The 14,556-nt window shown below is 75.0% G+C and carries 10 protein-coding genes and 1 pseudogene; 8 read left to right on the top strand and 3 right to left on the bottom strand.

The features are described 5' to 3' along the window. Window positions 1-15: 15 nt before the first annotated feature. Together amrb99_RS03665 and amrb99_RS03660 are read right to left on the bottom strand one after the other, a co-directional pair. Window positions 16-798, bottom strand: coding sequence for an SWIM zinc finger family protein (locus amrb99_RS03665; protein WP_190852224.1), 783 nt, complete (start codon window positions 796-798; stop codon window positions 16-18). Beyond that, complete coding sequence (locus amrb99_RS03660) at window positions 798-3,827, bottom strand: DEAD/DEAH box helicase (RefSeq protein ID WP_190852222.1); 3,030 nt, start codon at window positions 3,825-3,827, stop codon at window positions 798-800. Before amrb99_RS03660 ends, amrb99_RS03665 begins: the two co-directional genes overlap by 1 nt. A 160-nt stretch (window positions 3,828-3,987) precedes the next feature. Between amrb99_RS03660 and amrb99_RS03655 the strand changes: the two genes are divergently transcribed. Beyond that, window positions 3,988-4,770 (top strand): enoyl-CoA hydratase-related protein, encoded by a 783-nt coding sequence (locus amrb99_RS03655; protein ID WP_190852778.1) that lies wholly within the window; start codon window positions 3,988-3,990, stop codon window positions 4,768-4,770. On the opposite strand, the gene amrb99_RS03650 is transcribed toward amrb99_RS03655, so the two are convergent. Further along, on the bottom strand, window positions 4,757-5,176 hold the full coding sequence (locus tag amrb99_RS03650; RefSeq protein WP_190852219.1) for a helix-turn-helix domain-containing protein: 420 nt from the start codon (window positions 5,174-5,176) through the stop codon (window positions 4,757-4,759). The genes amrb99_RS03655 and amrb99_RS03650 overlap by 14 nt on opposite strands. 83 nt (window positions 5,177-5,259) lie before the next feature. On the opposite strand from amrb99_RS03650, the gene amrb99_RS03645 reads away from it, so the two are divergent. The 7 genes and pseudogenes from amrb99_RS03645 to amrb99_RS03615 all read left to right on the top strand — a co-directional run. Continuing rightward, on the top strand, window positions 5,260-5,931 hold the full coding sequence (locus amrb99_RS03645) for an NAD(P)-binding domain-containing protein (RefSeq protein ID WP_190852216.1): 672 nt from the start codon (window positions 5,260-5,262) through the stop codon (window positions 5,929-5,931). A 183-nt stretch (window positions 5,932-6,114) separates the two neighbouring features. Then, window positions 6,115-6,882 carry an SDR family oxidoreductase gene (locus amrb99_RS03640; RefSeq protein ID WP_190852214.1) on the top strand — a complete coding sequence of 256 codons (768 nt, stop codon included), beginning with the start codon at window positions 6,115-6,117 and terminating at the stop codon, window positions 6,880-6,882. Between the two features lie 206 nt (window positions 6,883-7,088). Further along, the gene (locus tag amrb99_RS03635; RefSeq protein WP_190852210.1) at window positions 7,089-8,039 is read left to right on the top strand and encodes an acyl-ACP desaturase; all 951 of its coding nucleotides are present in this window, start codon (window positions 7,089-7,091) and stop codon (window positions 8,037-8,039) included. 156 nt (window positions 8,040-8,195) lie between these two features. Beyond that, window positions 8,196-9,020, top strand: a complete 825-nt coding sequence (locus amrb99_RS03630; RefSeq protein WP_190852208.1) for a serine/threonine-protein kinase — start codon at window positions 8,196-8,198, stop codon at window positions 9,018-9,020. Between the two features lie 53 nt (window positions 9,021-9,073). Beyond that, window positions 9,074-10,990 carry a serine/threonine-protein kinase gene (locus amrb99_RS03625; protein ID WP_190852205.1) on the top strand — a complete coding sequence of 639 codons (1,917 nt, stop codon included), beginning with the start codon at window positions 9,074-9,076 and terminating at the stop codon, window positions 10,988-10,990. Window positions 10,991-11,171: 181 nt separating this feature from the next. Then, the gene (locus amrb99_RS03620) at window positions 11,172-13,487 is read left to right on the top strand and encodes a protein kinase (RefSeq protein WP_190852201.1); all 2,316 of its coding nucleotides are present in this window, start codon (window positions 11,172-11,174) and stop codon (window positions 13,485-13,487) included. Between the two features lie 423 nt (window positions 13,488-13,910). After that, a pseudogene (locus amrb99_RS03615) lies at window positions 13,911-14,556 on the top strand (hypothetical protein); the annotation flags it as partial.

The raw sequence follows: 14,556 nt of genomic DNA, 5'->3' as shown, positions 1-14,556 counted from the left end.
CGCACCCCCAGCGGGTCAGTCGGTGGGGGTGTCGGCGGCCAGGGCCTCGTAGGCGGGGAGGAGGGCGTCGGTGAGGGGGCGGCGGCGGATCTTCAGCGGGGGCGGCGTCGCCACCTGGAGGATGAAGCCGGGCGGGACGGGCGGCGCGGGCGGACGGTCGCGCAGGCGGGCCAGGCCCGACGGGGTCGTCCAGAAGCCGGCGGCCGAGAGCGGCTCGTCCTCCATGGCCAGCGGGTCGGGTGCGGCGGCGGGGCCGCGGCGCAGGGCGGTGAGGAGCTGGTCGCGGCCGCGGCCGTTCCACTCGAGGATGAGGAACGGGTCGTCGTCGAACGCCTCGGCGAGGAGGTACAGGACGGCCGCGGCGTGCTTGCACGGGTCGCCCCAGTCGGGGCAGTCGCACATCAGGTGCAGGTCGGAGGCCGTACTGGGGAACAGGGCGAGGCCGAGTTCGGCGAAGACCCATTCGATCTCCGGCGGCATCTCGCCGGCGAGGAGGCGGGCGCGGAACACGGCGCGGGACGCCAGTTCCTTCTCCGCGGCGCGCCAGTTCGCGGCGCCGATCCCCTCGATGCCGAGGGCCACCTCGTACGGCTCGGGCAGGGAGCCCCTGACCTTCGCGGTGACCTCGTAAGGGGTGACGCGCAGGTCGTACACCTGGCCTTTGCGGGCATAGGTGCGCCCGCGGGAGAGGCGCCCGGTGTCGGCGAACGACTCGACGAGGTCGATGAAGCGGCGCGACCACCATTGCGCGCCGATCGAGCCGCGCTTGGTGCGCGCCCTGATGCCCTCGTCGTCCATCAGTCGCTCACCGCCTCGGGGGACAGCCGCAGCACGTCGCGGAGTTCGGCGACGGACAGCTCGGTCAGCCATTCCTCGCCCGTGCCGACGATGGACTCGGCGAGGGCCTTCTTGCGCTCGATCATCTCGTCGACGCGCTCCTCCATCGTCCCGACGCAGATGAACTTGCGGACCTGCACGTTGCGGGTCTGACCGATGCGGAACGCCCGGTCGGTGGCCTGGTCCTCGACGGCGGGGTTCCACCACCGGTCGACGTGCACGACGTGGTTGGCGGCGGTCAGCGTGAGGCCGGTGCCGGCCGCCTTGAGGGACAGCAGGAAGATCGCCGGCTCCTCGTCCCGCTGGAAGTGCTGGACGAGGTCGTCGCGGGCCTGCTTGGACGTCCCGCCGTGCAGCCAGAGCACCGGGCGTTCGAGCCGCGCCGCCAGGTAGGGCTGGAGCATCGAGCCGAACTCGGCGTACTGGGTGAAGACGAGCGCCTTCTCGCCCTGGTCGAGGACCTCGGCGCAGATCTCCTCGAGCCGTTCGAGCTTCCCGGACCGGCCCGGCAGCCGCGAGCCGTCCTTCAGCAGGTGCGCGGGATGGTTGCAGACCTGCTTGAGCTTGGCCATCGTCGCCAGGACGAGCCCGCGCCGCTGCTTGTCGTCGGCCTCGGCGATCTGCTCCAGCATGTCGTCGACGGTGGCCTGGTAGAGGGACGCCTGCTCGGTCGTCAGGTTGCAGTAGACCTTGATCTCCTGCTTCTCCGGCAGGTCGGAGATGATCGACCTGTCGGTCTTGAGGCGGCGCAGGATGAACGGCTGCGTCGCCCGCTTGAGCGCGAGCGCCGCCTGCTCGTCGCCCTCGCGCTCGATCGGCACGGCGAACCGCTGCCGGAACACCGCGCGCGGCCCGAGCAGCCCCGGGTTCGCGAACTCCATGATCGACCAGAGCTCGGTGAGGTGGTTCTCGACGGGCGTGCCGGTGAGCGCGATCCGGGTGCGCGCCGGGATGCTCCGCACCGCCCGGGCCTGCCGGGTGCCGCTGTTCTTCAGCGCCTGCGCCTCGTCGCAGACGACCCGCTCCCATCCGACGGGCGCGAGCATCTCCGCGTCCCGCGCCGCCGTCCCGTAGGTCGTCAGCACCAGGTCGGCGGCCGCGGCGGCCTTGAGCAGGTCCTCGCCGCGGTGCCGGCCCGTCCCGTGGTGGACGTACACGCGCAGCTTCGGCGCGAACCGCGCCGCCTCCCGCTGCCAGTTCCCCACCAGCGACATCGGCAGGATCGCCAGCGTGGGGCCGGGGCGGGCGGCGTCCTCCCGTTCGTGGACGAGAAGGGACAGAACGGAGATCGTCTTGCCAAGCCCCATATCGTCCGCGAGAAGGGCGCCCAGCCCCAGATCGTTCATGAAGGTCAGCCAGGCCAGGCCGCGCTCCTGGTACGGCCGCAGGTCGGCGTCCAGGTCGTCGGGTGTGCGCATCGGGGTGAGGCGGCGGTCGGCCTCGCCGGACAGGAGGTCGCCGAAGGTGCCGTCGGCGTCGACGGCGGTCAGCGGGAGCGCGTCGTCGCCCGCGTGGACGATCGCGCGGATCGCCTCGGCGGCGGCCATCCGACCTTGGCGGGGGTGGCGCAGGAAGTCGAGGGCGGCTTCGAGCTGCTCCTCGTCCAGCTCGACCCACTGGCCGCGCAGCCGGACGAGCGGGGTCTTCAGCCGGGCCAGCTCCTCCAGCTCCGCCTCGTCGATGCTCTCGTCGCCGATGGCGAGGTCCCACCGGAAGTTCACCATGCCCTTGAGGTCGAAGCCGGACGGCGCGGCGGCGCCGGCGGACGCCTCGGGGTCGTCGGTGCGGGTGGTCAGCTTCATGCCGAGCTTCGCCTTGCCCGCCCACTGGGGGAGCAGGACGCCGAACCCGGCGGCGGCCAGCATCGGCGCGGCGCGGCGGAGGAAGCGGAACGCGCCGGCGGTGTCGAGGGCCAGCGCGGCGGGCGCCGGGTCGTCGAGCGCGGGCGCGATGTCGGGGAACAGGCGCAGCGCGCGGCCGAGGCCGGCGAGGAGCGTCTCCTCCGCGTCCGGGATCGAGGTGGCGTCGCCCGCCCACACCATCGCGGCGGGCACGTAGAGGCTGGGGTCGTCGGTGCCCTGGAGCGCGAACTCGACCCTCCATGCGTCGCCGGGCTCGGTGTCCTCCTCGTCGTCCGGTTCGGGGAACGGGTCGGCGTTGAACTCCTCGGCGCCCGGCTCGGCGAGCCGGAAGCAGACGCGCAGCGGCCCGGACGGGCGGCGCGCGGCGGCGGCCCACGCGTCCAGCTCGGCGATCAGCTCGTCGGGGTCGTCGCCGGGCTCCCGCGCGACCTCGGCGGACGGCCCGGTCAGCGCCTCCGCCCAGCGCTCGGCGAGCGGCAGCCGGTCGGGCACCCGGCCGCGCCGGGCCGGCAGCAGGGGATGCGGGACGGTGCCCCGGACGGCGGTGTCGACCAGCCCGGACAGCGCCTCCCGCAGCACCTCGGCGGCGGGACGGCCCCCGTCGGCGGCGCGGCACGCGGCGGGCATCGCGCGGGCCAGCGCCCGGAACCGGGCCGGGTCGTCGAGGACGGGGCGCCAGCGGGCGACGAGGTCGCCGTCCTCGCGCAGCAGCGCGGGCAGCACCTGGCCGCGCCGGGCGAGGTGCACGGCCTCGTCCGCGAGGACGCACAGGAACCGCAGGTCGGAACCGGGGACGACGTCGCCGCTGTGCTCGGCGGCCTGGAGCAGCGCCATCGCCGGGAACGGCTCCAGCACCAGCGCCGGCACCCGCCACGGCCGCAGCCCCGGCTCCTCGGACACCGGTTCGGGACCGAGCTCGGCGGACGGCAGCGGATGGTCGCCGGCGGTCGGCAGCATCATCGTCAGCTCGACGCGGAACGCGCCGCGCAGGAGCGGCTCGTAGGACGTCCCGCCGAAGTCGCGGGTCGCGAACGGGTGCTCGTCGCCGCCGGACGGCTCGTGCGGGCCGGTGCGCTCGGCCCACAGGCAGAGCGCTCCGCCATGCCAGGCGGCATGGGCGACCAGCATCCGAGACCCCCGGTGACGTGCGATGTGACTGCCGCGCCCGAAGCTACCAGTGGTGTCCGACAGCCGGGCCGCCGCGACGGGCGGGGCGCTGGTGGCCGGCGGGGCGCCCGGGCTTGTTAGGTTCGGGACGTCGGTCGACCAGAGGATCTTGGAGGCGTTCGTGGGCGAGTTCGTGCGGGTGGAGACGGAGGGCGGCGTCGCGACGATCCGGCTGGACCGTCCGAAGATGAACGCCCTGAACGCGCGGATGCAGCGGGAGCTGATCGAGGCGGCGGGCGAGGTCGCCGCGGACGAGGCGGTCGCGGCGGTGGTGCTGTACGGCGGGGAGCGGGTGTTCGCGGCGGGCGCCGACATCAAGGAGATGGCGCCGATGCGGTACGCGGAGATGGCGGCGGGCCACTCCCGGCTGCTGCAGGACTTCACCAAGGCGCTCGCCGCGATCCCGAAGCCGGTCATCGCGGCGATCACCGGATACGCGCTGGGCGGCGGCCTGGAGGTCGCGCTGACCGCGGACTTCCGCGTCGCGGGCGAGGGCGCGAAGGTCGGGCAGCCGGAGATCCAGCTCGGCATCATCCCCGGCGCGGGCGGCACGCAGCGGCTCGCGCGGCTCGTCGGGCCGTCCAAGGCCAAGGACCTGATCTTCTCCGGCCGGCACGTCGCGGCGGACGAGGCGCTCGCGATGGGCCTGGTGGACCGGGTCGTCCCGGACGCCGACGTCTACACGGCGGCCAAGGAGTGGGCGGCGTCGTTCGTGGGCGGGCCCGCGGTCGCGCTGCGCGCCGCGAAGCAGGCCGTCGACGCGGGCCTGGAGGTCGACCTGGCGACCGGGCTGGAGATCGAGCGGGTGCAGTTCGCCGCGCTGTTCGCCACCGAGGACCAGAAGGACGGCATGAAGTCCTTCATGGAGGAGGGGCCGGGCAAGGCGACGTTCAAGGGCCGCTGAGCGCGCGCTCCCGCACCGCCGTGCCGCCCGGTGCGGTGCCGTCCGGTGCCGTCGCTTGGGTGGCCGCGCGCTCCTGCGCGTCGAGGACGTCGGCGGCGTAGCGCTCGGTCCAGCGGCCCAGGGCGGAGAGGGGTTCGAGCATCCCGTGCCCGGCGCCGGTCAGCTCGTACTCCACGCGCGGCGGCGCCTCGGCATAGCGGCGGCGGACGACCAGCCCGTTGTGCTCGAGGCGCCGCAGCGTCTCCGTCAGCACCTTCTGGCTGATGCCGCCGATCCGGTCCTGGAGTTCGCGCGGGCGCAGCGGGCCGTGCTGCAGCGTCCACACGACGACGCCGGTCCAGGTGCCGGACAGCAGGTCGAGGCCGAGCCGCGTCTGGCAGTCGGCGACGAACTCGAGATCGTCCATTCTGCCCCTCCCGATACGCACCGGATGGTGCGGAACGAACCGCTTAGCGTCCCGTCCGACGGTAATCGACACGGGAGGTCGTCATGCGGATCGGTGTGCTGGGCGCGGGCAACATGGCGGACGCGCTCGCCGCGCAGTGGGCGCGCAAGGGGCACGAGGTGCGGATCGGGGCGCGGGAGCCGGAGAAGGCCGTCGCGCTGGCGGGCCGCATCGGCGGCGGCGCGGTAGGCGGGACGCTGCGGGAGGCGGCCGCGTTCGGGGAGGCGGTCCTGCTGGCCGTCACCCATGAGGGCGTCGAGGACGCCCTGCGGCAGGCGGGCCCCCTCGCGGGACGCGTCCTCCTCGACTGCACGAACCCGATGGAGCCGCCGTTCGAGCGGATGAAGACCGAGGGCGGCCCCTCGGCGGCGCGCCGCATCGCCGACCTGACCGGCGCGCGGGTGGTGAAGGCGTTCAACACGTGCCCGGACACGGTGTGGCGGATGGCGCCGCCGGAGTTCGGCGGGCGGCCCCTCGGAGTCCCGCTGTGCGGGGACGACCCGGACGCGCTGGCCGTGGCGCGCCGCCTGGTGTCCGACATCGGCTGCGTCCCGATGAACGGCGGCGGGCTGGCGCGGGCCGGGCTTCTGGAGGCGACGACGGCGTTCCTCGTCGGCCTCTGGATGGCGGGGGAGGACCCGGTGGCGATGCTGCCGCCGGCCGCCGTTGTGGCGGACGTCGAGCCGATGCGGACGTCCGAAACCGCCGCCCGCTGACGGCCTGCGGGACGGCCCCGGCCCGGGGCCGTCCCGCGTCCGGACCGAGGGCGGCCGTGGGCGAGCTGAGGGCTGGCTGAGGGCGGGCACCGCGCGCGCTTGCGGGGGCCGCCGGATCCGGACGCCATGCGATTTCGGCGGGCGGCCCGGTCCGGACGAAGATCGCCGATAGCATCTGCCGCCATGCGACACGCGTACCGAACCGCGCTCGTGACCGGCGCGTCCAGCGGGATCGGCGAGAGCTTCGCCCGCCTCCTCGCCGCACGCGGCACCGACCTGGTCATCGTGGCCCGCCGCGGCGACCTGCTGGACGGGCTCGCCCGCGAGCTGGTCGAGCGGTACCGGGTCGCGGTCGAGGTGCTGGCCGCCGACCTCACCGACCCCGCGCAGCGCGGCGAGATCGAGCGGCGGCTGCGCGCCGAACCCGTCGAGCTCCTGGTCAACAACGCGGGCCACGGCGCGTTTGGAGCGTTCGCGGACCTGCCCGTGGAGGACCACCTGCGGCAGATGGAGCTGAACGTCACCGCGCTGGTGCGGCTCACCCACGCGGCGATCCCCGGGATGATCCTGCGCGGCCGCGGCGGTGTGCTGAACGTCGCGTCCATGGCCGGGTTCACACCGTCGCCCGGCAGCGCCACCTACGGCGCGACCAAGGCGTACGTCGCGTCCTTCTCCGAGAGCCTGCACGCGGAGGTCGCGTCCAAGGGCGTCCATGTGACCGCGCTGTGCCCCGGGTTCACCCGCACCGAGGACGACGCCCCGACCAACCTGCTGTGGCTGCGCCGCGACGACGTGGCCAGGGCCGGGCTGGACGCGGTGGCGGCCGGCCGCGCGCTCTGCGTTCCCGGCGCGCAGTACAAGGCCGCGCTGCCCGCGCTGAAGCTCGTCCCGCGCCCGCTGCTCCGCGCCGCGGTGAACCGGATGTGGCACCAGGCGGCCGACACGCAGTGACAAAAGGAAGCCGCCGGTTTCGCTCAGGTCTACAAAACACTCCCGTGGTTGATTGTCACGGGGGTGACTTGACGCGGGTCAGGTGGACTGGCGACCATCGAACCTACGCTTGAGTAGGTTGAGGTTCGGCCTGCCGGGCGCCCCAGAACGTGCCGCGGGCGCGGCGGCACCGTCCGGCACTCCAACTCGTCCAGCGAAGGAAACGCATGTCCGTGACCCCCGAAGAGAAGTTCCAGACCGGCCTCCTGCTCGACCTCGAGCCGGTGGTCGAGACGGAGCTCAACCGGCACCTGTCCATGGCCAAGGAATGGTTCCCGCACCAGTACGTGCCGTGGAGCGAGGGCCGCGACTTCGACGGGCCGCTCGACGGCGAGCCCTGGTCGATCGAGCAGTCGAAGGTGACCCCGGAGGCGCGCGAGTCCCTCATCGTCAACCTCCTGACCGAGGACAACCTGCCCGGCTACCACCGCGCCATCGCGACCGTGTTCGGCCGCGAGGGCGCCTGGGGCACCTGGGTCAACCGGTGGACGGCCGAGGAGAACCGGCACGGCATCGTCATCCGCGACTACCTCACCGTCACCCGCGCCGTCGACCCCGTCGCGCTCGAGCGGGCCCGGATGCACCACATGGAGGCCGGCTATGAGGCCGACCACGGCGAATCGTTCCTGCACGGCACCGCCTACGTGTCGTTCCAGGAGCTGGCCACCCGCGTGTCGCACCGCAACACCGGCAAGGCGTCCGGCGACCCGCTCTGCGAGCAGATGATGGCGCGCGTCGCGGCCGACGAGAACCTGCACATGATCTTCTACCGGAACCTGATGGGCGCCGCGCTGGAGGCCGCCCCGAACGAGACGATGCGGGCCATCACCGACGTCGTCAAGGCGTTCCAGATGCCGGGCCACAGCATCGACGGGTTCCTGCGCAAGTCCGTCGTCATCGCCAACGCCGGCATCTACGACCTGCGCCTGCACCACGACGACGTCCTCAGCCCCGTGCTGCGCAAGTGGGGGGTCTTCGACCGCACCGACCTGACGGGCGACGGGGAGAAGGCCCGCGAGGAGCTCGCCGAGTTCATGGAGCAGCTCGACGCCGCCGCGACCAAGTTCGAGACCCGCCGCGAGGAGCGCCGCGCCCGCCAGGCCGCCCGCAAGGGCTGAGCCCGCACCGAGCCGCGCCCGCCCGCGCCGGGAGCGCACCGCCCCGCGCCGCGTCGCGGCCGTTTCGTGATCTTCTCGCGGGAACGGCCGCGCCGCCGCCGGCGTCCGATCGGGTTTCGCCGGAACGTGATCGCGGTTTCCGGCGTCTCAGTGTTCATGGGGACCCAACGGCGCCTGGGTGAGTATCGGCTGCTGGACGAGATCGGCCGGGGGAGCACCGCGATCGTGCACCTGGCCCTGGACGCGCAGGGCCGCGAGGTCGCGGTCAAGGAGCTGTGCCCGCAGGTCGCGGGCGAGCCGGAGGCGCTCGCGCGGCTGGCCCGCGAGCTGGCCGTGCAGGCGCGGGTGAACAGCCGGTACGTCGCGCGGCTGCTGGACGGCCGGGTATCGGCGGAGCGGCCGTACGTCGTCATGCAGTACGTGCCGGGCTGCCCGCTGAACGCGCTGGTCGACGCGTACGGGCCGCTCGCGGGGGACCGGCTCGTCCGGTTCGCGCGGCGGCTGGCGCTGGCCGTCGCCGACGTGCACGACGCGGGCGTGCTGCACCGGGACGTCTCGCCCGGCAACGTGATCGTGCTGGGCGACCGGCCGACGCTGATCGACTTCGGCATCTCCCACCACGAGGGGATGGAGCAGATCACCCGGCGCGGGATGGTCGTGGGGACGCCCGCCTACCTGGCCCCGGAGCTGATCGAGGGGGAGCGCGCCACGACCGCGTCGGACGCGTTCTCCTGGGGGGCGACCACGGCGTTCGCGGCGACGGGCCGCCCGCCGTTCGGGCGGGGCTCGCTGCACGGGGTGTGCTTCCGGATCCTGCGCGGCCAGGCGGATCTGGACGGGGTGCCGGAGCCGCTGCTCGGGGTGGTGCGCCGCGCGCTGGCGCGGGACCCGGCGGACCGGCCGACCGCCCGCTGGATCGCGGGGGCGCTCGCGCAAAGTGACGACCCTATCACGGTTCGCGGCCGGTTTGCGGCGGCCTGAGATGACCGTTGAATCCTTCTCGCCGGGGCGGCGAAGGTAGGGTTTCGGAAACGATGGAGGGAGCAGTCACGTCCGGGGACCGTATCGGCCACTACAGCGTGCTCCAGACCCTCGGGGAAGGGGGCATGGGCGTCGTCTACCTCGGCGCCGACCCCGAGGGGCGCAACGTGGCCATCAAGGTGCTGCGGCCGGCGGTGGCGGGCGACGCCACGGCGCGCCGCAGGCTGGCCCGCGAGGTCGACTCGATGCGGCGCGTGCACAGCCCCCACGTCGCGGAGATCCTCGACGCCGACGTCACCGCCGACCAGCCCTATATCGTCACCCAGTACGTGCCCGGCCGCACGCTGGAGGAGGTCGTCGAGGAGGGCGGCCCGATCTACGGGCCGGGCCTGCAGCGGCTGACGGTCGGCCTGGCGTCGGCGCTGTCGGCCATCCACGGCGCGGGGATCGTGCACCGCGACCTCAAGCCGGGCAACGTCATGATCGTGGACGGCGAGCCGGTCGTGATCGACTTCGGCATCGCGCAGGGCGCGGACGCGACCCGGCTGACCGCCACCGGCATGGTCATCGGCACCCCCGGCTACCTCGCCCCGGAGATCATCGAGGGCGAGGACGCGGGGCCGCCGTCGGACGTGCACGCGCTCGCCGGCACGGTCGCCTACGCCGCGACCGGCCGCCCGCCGTTCGGCTCCGGCACCTTCGAGTCGATCTTCTACAAGATCATGCAGGGCACGCCCGACCTGGACGGCGTGCCGGAGGCGCTGCTGCCGCTGCTGCGCTCGGCGATGGCCCGCAACCCGGCCGAGCGGCCCACCGCGGTGAACCTCGTCCAGCTGGCCCGGCGCATCCACCTCGAAGCGACGATCACTGACCAGACGCGGATCGACCAGCACTACACCCGCCCGGACGCGACGTCCCAGCCGGTCGGGCGGCCCGCGCCCGACCACGCCCGGCAGTTCGCCATGCCGCCGGACGAGACGCCCGGCCGCACGGACGGGCTCGCCGGCGGGCCGACCCCCGCGCCCGCGCCGCTCCCGGCGCCGGCGCCCGTCCCGGCGCAGCCGAAGGACTTCGTCGGGCAGCTCCCGCCCGCCGCGCCGCCGCCCGTCCCGCCGCCCGCGCCCGGCCCCTACGACGCCGCGCCCAGGTACGGGCCGCAGAACTACGGCACGCAGGGGACGTACCAGCCGACGAACTACGGCCCCTACAACCAGCCGCCGACCCAGCCGCCCCCCAACCAGCCGCCGCCGAACGCGCTGCAGCGCGGCCCGCAGCAGGGCGGCCCCTATGACCCGCAGCAGCAGGACACGCAGCACCGCCGTCCCGAACCCGCCCGCGACGACCGCGACAAGGACGCCCGCAAGCCCTACGGGTGGTACCGGGTGCTCGGCTTCCTCGTCCTGGTGGCGCTCCTCGGCTTCGCCAACATCGCGCCGCTGCTCGCGGTCGGCGTGACGATCGTGGGCGTGCTCGTGCTGCGCAGCGCCGACAAGGCCGCCCAGGGCATGGAGGGCAAGCGGACCCGGCGCGGCCCCCGCTCGGGCGACGCGGTCGCCGCCGCGTTCCGGACACCGCTGCACCTGCCCGGCGCGGTGATGGTCACGGCGCTGCTGGCGGCGCTCAGCGTGTTCGCCGGGCTCGTCCTGCTCGGCGTGCTGATCTTCACCAAGTCCGACATGACGGCGTCCCGGGCGATCGCGTACTCGGCGATGGCGGTGATCGGGCTGCTCTGCCTGGCGCCGGGCAGCGGCGCGCCGCGCCGCCAGCTCGCCCGGATCTGGGGGGCGCTGCTCCCGCGCACCGAGGCCGCCCTCGCCGCCGCCCTCATCCTGGGGATCTTCGCGGCGGTGCTGGTCGGCCTCTCCCAGAAGCAGCCCCCCGACACCACCCCGCTGGACGGCATGAGCCAGAACCTGGAGAGCCTGCGCAGCGATGTCCACGACCTCGTCACCGGGTTCCCGTTCGTCTGACGGGGCTTGGCTCCCCCCGCCGCCGCGCGGGGCTCCGGGCGGTCCGCCGCCGTTCTCCGCCCCGGTCCCCGCGCCGCCGCTCCCGCAGGACGCGCTCCCCGCCGAACCGCCCGCCACCGGCCCCGCCGCAGCCCCGCCCCCGGGGTCGCCCCCCGCCGAACCGTCGGACGCGGGCGGGGAGATGATCGGCCCGTACCGCCCGGTGGAGCTGATCGGCTCCGGCGGCATGGGGCAGGTGTTCCGCGCCCGCGACCCGCGCGGCGGCACGTTCGCCGTCAAGACCCTGCACCCCCACCTGGTCGACGCCCCCGACTCGCGCGCCCGGCTGCGCCGCGAGGTCGAGACGATGGGCCGGGTCACCAGCCCCCGCGTCGCCGAGATCGTCGAGTTCGACGTGGACGCCCGCGTCCCCTACATCGTCACCCGGTACGTCGAGGGGCGGCCGCTGCTGGACGAGGTCCGCGGCGGCGGCGCGATCACCGGCGCGGCGCTGTGGCGGATCGCCGTCGGCACCGCCGAGGCGTTGGAGGCGGTGCACCGCGCCGGCGTCGTCCACCGCGACATCAAGCCCGGCAACGTGCTGCTGGAGGCCGGCGAGCCGGTCGTGATCGACTTCGGCATCTCCCAGGGCGTCGACGACACCCGGCTCACCCACACCGGCGGCGGCCGGTCCGGCACCTGGCGCTACCTCGCGCCCGAACTGCTGGAGGGCGCCGACGCCGGCCCGTCCGCGGACGTGTTCGCGTGGGCCGCGACCGTGGCGTTCGCCGCGACCGGCGCCGACCTCTACGACGCCCCGAACGACGCGGCGGTCTGCGTCCGGATCATCCGCGGCGACCACGACCTGAGCGCCGTCCCCGACGAGCTGCGCCCGCTGCTCGCCGACGCGCTCGCCGCCGACCCGTCCGCCCGCCCGTCCGCGGAGGCGCTGGTGAAGCGGCTGCGGGCGCTCCGCCCCGACTCCGCCGGGCTGAGGGTGTCCACCGGCGGCGGCCCGGCCGGGTCCACCGGGGCCCGCGAAATCGGCGAACGGCCCCGCCCGCTGGCGCCGATCGGCCCGTACCGGCCGCTGCAGCGGCTCGGCCGCGGCGGCATGGGCGACGTCTTCCTCGCCCGCGCCGACGACGGCCGGATGATCGCGATCAAGACGCTGCACCCGTTCCTGCCCGCCGAGTTCCAGGCGAAGGACCGGCTGCGCCGCGAGGTCGAGGCGATGCGCCGGATCCGCAGCCGCAACGTCGTCGAGCTCGTCGACCACGACGTGGACGCCGACCCGCCCTACATCGTCACCCGCTACGTCGAGGGAACCTCCCTGCTGGAGACGGTCAAGCGCCGCGGCCCGCTGCCCCGCGACGGGCTGCTCCGGCTCGCCGGCGGCCTGGCCGGCGCGCTCGCCGCCGTCCACGAGGCCGAGAGCGTCCACCGCGACGTCAACCCGGGCAACGTGATGATGGTGTCCGGCGACCCGATCCTGATCGACTTCGGCATCGCGTCCCTGTCCGGGGCGTCGCGGCTGACCCAGGGGCCCGTCGGCACGCCCGGCTACGTCTCGCCCGAGGTGCTGGAGGGCAGGCCCGCCGGGCCGCCCACCGACGTGTTCGGCTGGGCCGCCACGATCGCCTACGCCGCGACCGGGCGCCGCACCTACGAGGCGACGAGCCCGGCGGCGTTCGTCCGCCGCGTCCTGACCGGGTGGCCGGACCTCGCCGGCATCGACCCCGACCTGCGCGAGGTGCTGGAGGACGCGCTGGCCCGCGACCCCGGGCAGCGGCCCGACGCGGCGGAGCTGGCCGCGCGGTTCGCCAACCCCGGCTCGATCGCGCCCCGGCTGCGGCTCAAGCCCGCCCCGAAACCGGAGCCGCCCCCGCCGCCCGAGCCGGCGCCGCCGGCGGACCGGGTCGTCGCGGGCCGCGCCGCGTTCGCGCAGGCCGGCTTCGCGCTGACGGTCTCGGTGATCGAGGTGTCGCTCGCCGAGGCCAAGCGGGAGCTCGTCGCCGCCGAGCGCAGCCACGCCATCGGCGGCACCTGGTCCGAGCACGCCGCCGGCCACGCCCGCAAGTCCCTCGACGCCGCGACCCGCGCGGCCCGCGACGCCCGCACCGGCACCGGCGTCCCCGCCAACGCCCCCCGCCTCGCCGAGATCTACCAGGCCGCGAGCCTCTACGCGAGGCACGCGCAGGGCCTCCTCCAGGGCCGCCCGGTGATGCCGGGGCGGCTCGCCGACGTCCGCCGCGCCATCGCGCTGCTCGGCACCGCCCGCTTCACCCGCGCCCGCTTCAAGGAGGGGTACGACCCCGCCGAGGTCGACGGGTTCCTCGCCCGCGTCCGCGACTGGCTGGAGGGCGACCGCCGCGGCCTCGCCGAGGTCATCGGCGCCGACGACGTCCGCGCCCGCTCGTTCACCCTCCGGCGCCTCCGCGAGACCTACGACAAGGACGAGGTCGACGCCTTCCTCGCCGCCCTGGAAACCGAACTCCGCCGCACCGGTTACGTGTAGCCCAGGGGGGACGACCCCCTGGAACCCCCCGTCACGACGGACAGGCTGTTTCCCCACTCCGCTGGCGCTCCGCGGCGAAACAGCCTGTCCGTCGTCGGGCACGCCCGCTCCACTCGCTAGCGCTCGCTCCGCGTGCCTGCCCGTTTTGCCCAGGGGGGCGACCCCCTGGAACCCCCGTCACGGTCGGCAGGCTGTTTCCCGCTCCGCTAGCGCTCCGCGCGAAACAGCCTGCCGACCGCCGGGCAGGCCCGCTGCGCTCGCTGCACTCGCTCCGCGTGCCTGCCCGCGCGGTGGTTGAGGTTCAAACCCCCGGGGGGCTCGACCGGCGCGCCTGCCAGCTGTGCTCGCTTCGCGTGCCTGCATGTGGGGGTGGTGGCGGATCGCTGCGGGGGCGGTGGGGCGGTGGGTAGGGTGGCGGGCCATATGAGCGGCGAGACGAGCCACCAGGAGCACATCGGGCCGTACCGGCTGCTGGCGCGGCCGGCCGGTGCGTCCGGCGTGCACCGGGCCACCGGGCCGGACGGGCGCGATGTGGCGATCAGGCTGCTCCCGCCGGGCGCCGCGCCGGACATCGAGCGGATGCGCGCGGTGGCCAGCCCCTATGCGGCGGACGTCCTGGACGGGGAGTCCGGAGGGCGGCGGCCGTACGTGGTGTCGCGGTTCGTGCCGGGCCGTCCGCTGGCGGAGGTCGTCGCGGAGCAGGGGCCGATGGCGGGCGACGCGCTGCGGCGCATGGCGGCCGGGCTGGCGAAGGCGCTCGCCGCCGTGCACCGGGCGGGGCTGGCGCACGGCGAGCTGGGGCCCGGGACGGTGCTGGTGGTGGACGGCGCGCCGGTCGTGGTGGACTTCGGGCTGGCGGCGGGGGCGCACGGGCCCGGCGACGTGCACGCCTGGGCGGCGACGGTGGCGTTCGCGGCGACCGGGCGGTACGAGGCGCCGCCGGACGCGCTGCCCGCCGACCTGCGCCCGCTGGTGGAGGCGGCAGCGGACCCGGACCCGGCGGCCCGGCCGGACGCGGAGCGGCTGGCGGAGGAGGCGTCCCGGCTGGTGGTGCGCCCGGCGCGGCCCG

It is taken from the genome of Actinomadura sp. RB99, assembly GCF_014706005.1.
Lineage (GTDB): Bacteria > Actinomycetota > Actinomycetes > Streptosporangiales > Streptosporangiaceae > Spirillospora.
The sequence above is the reverse complement of the archived record's forward strand: the minus strand, read 5'-3'. Positions and strand labels throughout refer to the sequence as shown.

Coding starts and splice junctions, on each gene's coding strand:
- amrb99_RS03640 (WP_190852214.1), top strand. CDS start 6,115: ATGCGACACGCGTACCGAACCGCGCTCGTGACCGGCGCGTCCAGCGGG.
- amrb99_RS03660 (WP_190852222.1), bottom strand. CDS start 3,827: ATGCTGGTCGCCCATGCCGCCTGGCATGGCGGAGCGCTCTGCCTGTGG.
- amrb99_RS03630 (WP_190852208.1), top strand. CDS start 8,196: ATGGGGACCCAACGGCGCCTGGGTGAGTATCGGCTGCTGGACGAGATC.
- amrb99_RS03650 (WP_190852219.1), bottom strand. CDS start 5,176: ATGGACGATCTCGAGTTCGTCGCCGACTGCCAGACGCGGCTCGGCCTC.
- amrb99_RS03635 (WP_190852210.1), top strand. CDS start 7,089: ATGTCCGTGACCCCCGAAGAGAAGTTCCAGACCGGCCTCCTGCTCGAC.
- amrb99_RS03645 (WP_190852216.1), top strand. CDS start 5,260: ATGCGGATCGGTGTGCTGGGCGCGGGCAACATGGCGGACGCGCTCGCC.
- amrb99_RS03625 (WP_190852205.1), top strand. CDS start 9,074: ATGGAGGGAGCAGTCACGTCCGGGGACCGTATCGGCCACTACAGCGTG.
- amrb99_RS03620 (WP_190852201.1), top strand. CDS start 11,172: ATGATCGGCCCGTACCGCCCGGTGGAGCTGATCGGCTCCGGCGGCATG.
- amrb99_RS03665 (WP_190852224.1), bottom strand. CDS start 798: ATGGACGACGAGGGCATCAGGGCGCGCACCAAGCGCGGCTCGATCGGC.